The following is a 2,707-nucleotide window of genomic DNA, read 5'->3' as shown; positions in this document are numbered from 1 at the left end:
GCCAACCAGTTCGCTATCATGTTCGGCGAGCGCTTCACGAACGCAATTATCTAACTCTGAATTCTGGCCCCGCACACAGAATTTCTGACAGGTCCACTGAAATTCATGTAATTGCTTTAAGCGCTCTGCAGCACAAAACGCCAGCTCTCTAGCTGGCGTTTTTATTTCACTATCATGCCATCAGAACACGTCCTGTTCACCTCCTCTTCCTCTTCCATTGACGTACTTTCCCCTTAAAATCTTTCGGCACACTATACATGTCCACATACACTTTTTTCCCAGTCGACAATCGAATCTTGTTAGGATAAAAATAGAATATCAACCATCCACGAGTTGCAAACCCGAAACACATGACACTAATAGGCAAAGCTGAAATTGACATCAAGGTATAAATATATGGGAGGCCCGTTACCTCTCTAACATATCCCATACCCAAGCTAAAAATAGCGGGCAACAATAAGCATGCTACAAAAACATAGTCTGGCGGCAGTTGACGAAAAGGAATTAATTTATCGCAAAAATATTCGTCAACTCTTTGGGAGTAATACACCACATCGTCCTCTTCGACATAGAGTAATGAATATAACTCAGTCTCAGATAATATTTTTCGATAGAAGACAATGAATCTATAGCACCATGTAAAGTGAAAAACTGCATAGGCCGCCAGCATTAAAACTTTGACCAGCAACTGTAGTTCACCATAAAAAATAAGACAAAAAAAGGGAACTATGCTCAATAGAGACAGACTAGAGATATAGATGAGAGGCGCACCAAAATACTCGGCACGCCAATCCCAATGAAATAAAACTGGCATCAAAATAGCGAAACACGCGAAAACAAGTATTGCACAACTCAGGATTGCCAATGGATTTTCGGCTAATGGACCCGGACTCGTTTCGCTAGCCATGAGCCATCCAAACGTTCCTGCAAAAATTGGAAGAAATGGAGCCCATGTCGCCACTTTCGATGGCCTCATGAAAGCAAGATTCACCGCATCAAGGTTCCTCAAAGAAAATCTCCCGATATTCTGACGAAAATTTCTCCATTAAATAGTCCCAACTAGATGAAATTTTCTTTCCAGCTGCCCTTAGATGTGGAGCTACCACCTCTGCAATACCTCCAGATGCACTTGCATCCTCGCCAATCCCAGCAGCGATCTTTTTATCCAAGACGTCGAACAGATATCCAAGACCAATCCCGACTACTACCATCGCTACCCCAACCAGTAGAACCGAAAAGCCTACCTTGGCGGCCCCCATAATGATCATTCCCAAAATCGCGATCACCACTCCAGACAACATGGTAACCAATACGGCCTTCAACAACGCTATCAATAAGGAAGCAGTCAAATCATACCCATCTTGACTTGCATCTTTGCGCCACTCAGCGATGGACATTGCAGAACCAAAAATAAAATTAACCAAAGCATTTCCCTTTACCATACCTATAACATTTTTTGTCATGGCAGAAAAGGAAGAAGATGTACTGCCCATACCGGAAAATATGGTCATGATTCGATCATGTCCTGGACCAAATCCCCCAGGCCCAAATACTGAATTGTATCTACTATAACCAGAAAAATAAAAACGAACTTTTCCACGCACGCGGTGTATTTTCGCGCTCACCAGTCTGAATCCTTTATGTGTTCTTGCATCGATACTTGCACGCAACCATTCCCAGTTATCTCGAACATAGGCCACAGTTCCGAGCGCCTGTCCCCATAGCCAGTTTCTTGTTGCAACATCAAATGGGTCGAAATCGACCAAACCACTTCCCTTACCGCCATTTTCGAAATACTCAAGCACCTTGCGAGGTGCATTTTCTAACGTCCCGTCGAGAACACAAACAACGGTACAGTTCTCGTCTACCGGCGCTGTGCTCGGTCGCGGAGAAGTATTTGACAGATTTTGTGGCAGTGCTTTTTTCGCTTGCGATGCTGGGACATTAGATTGACTTGAGTCCAGCGCGACAATAATTGGTGCCGGCTTGACCTTAGGCGACTCATCATATTTTACTTGATCAACTTTGGATGGATCGATCTTCATGATCAGATGATCTTCACATTTTAAAAGCAATAGGCCTCTAAAATTACGCGTAACCCAGAGATGCATACGTTCACCATCTAGGAACCTCACAGTATCACCACGTTTTGCAAATATAATTTTCTTATCTCGCGCATTATAGACGTCTGAATGTGTCGACTCGACGGTATAAACATTCTTGCTGTTTATTTTTAAATCGAAAATTATATCTCTGTGCTTTCGAAGAATGACCTTTAGCTGATCAGCCGAACGCCAACACCGAACTGCCTCACCGGGCAGATCAATGCAAACTTCCTGTTGAGCCGAAGGTGTGGGCCGACCGGACCGCGCAACCATGCTTCCTCCTATCTTCGTTTAGGCTGTAAGGCTCGGAATGGTCCTAAGGGAGCATTAGCCAATACAGCACGTCCAGTACTATCCAGGGTGACGCTGTGACGTTGGTTTCCGTGGAAGGTCAAACTAATAGGCTCATCCGTAAGTGCATTACCATCCGCGTCAACGTATTCAATTGTTAGATCGCGCTTGATATCAAGTTCATTAATACGACTGGTAATCTCAGCGCTTGTTACATGTTTAGTGCCGTGCGATCATATTCCTCGTCGTAGCTGGCCTTTATTCCGAGCAAAGGCTATGCTGAACGAGTTGATTGCTGGGTTCAGCAATCC

Annotated in this window: 2 protein-coding genes; both read right to left on the bottom strand. The window is 44.2% G+C overall.

Annotation, left to right across the window (positions count from 1 at the left end; genetic code table 11):
- Positions 1 to 196 precede the first annotated feature (196 nt).
- The gene (locus ABIB42_RS25775) at positions 197 to 907 is read right to left on the bottom strand and encodes a hypothetical protein (RefSeq protein ID WP_157225447.1); all 711 of its coding nucleotides are present in this window, start codon (positions 905 to 907) and stop codon (positions 197 to 199) included.
- Positions 908 to 995: 88 nt separating this feature from the next.
- A complete protein-coding gene (locus ABIB42_RS25770; protein WP_157225446.1) occupies positions 996 to 2,045 on the bottom strand; it encodes a hypothetical protein in 1,050 nt (349 codons plus the stop codon).
- Between the last annotated feature and the right edge of the window lie 662 nt (positions 2,046 to 2,707).

Source organism: Massilia sp. UYP32, assembly GCF_050434365.1.
GTDB lineage: Bacteria > Pseudomonadota > Gammaproteobacteria > Burkholderiales > Burkholderiaceae_D > Telluria > Telluria timonae.
Note: the sequence above shows the minus strand (reverse complement) of the source record. Positions and strands in the feature narration are given on the sequence as shown.

What these genes read in the sequence shown, in the direction of transcription:
- ABIB42_RS25775 (WP_157225447.1), bottom strand. Translation starts at nt 907, where the DNA reads ATGGCTAGCGAAACGAGTCCGGGTCCATTAGCCGAAAATCCATTGGCA.
- ABIB42_RS25770 (WP_157225446.1), bottom strand. Translation starts at nt 2,045, where the DNA reads ATGAAGATCGATCCATCCAAAGTTGATCAAGTAAAATATGATGAGTCG.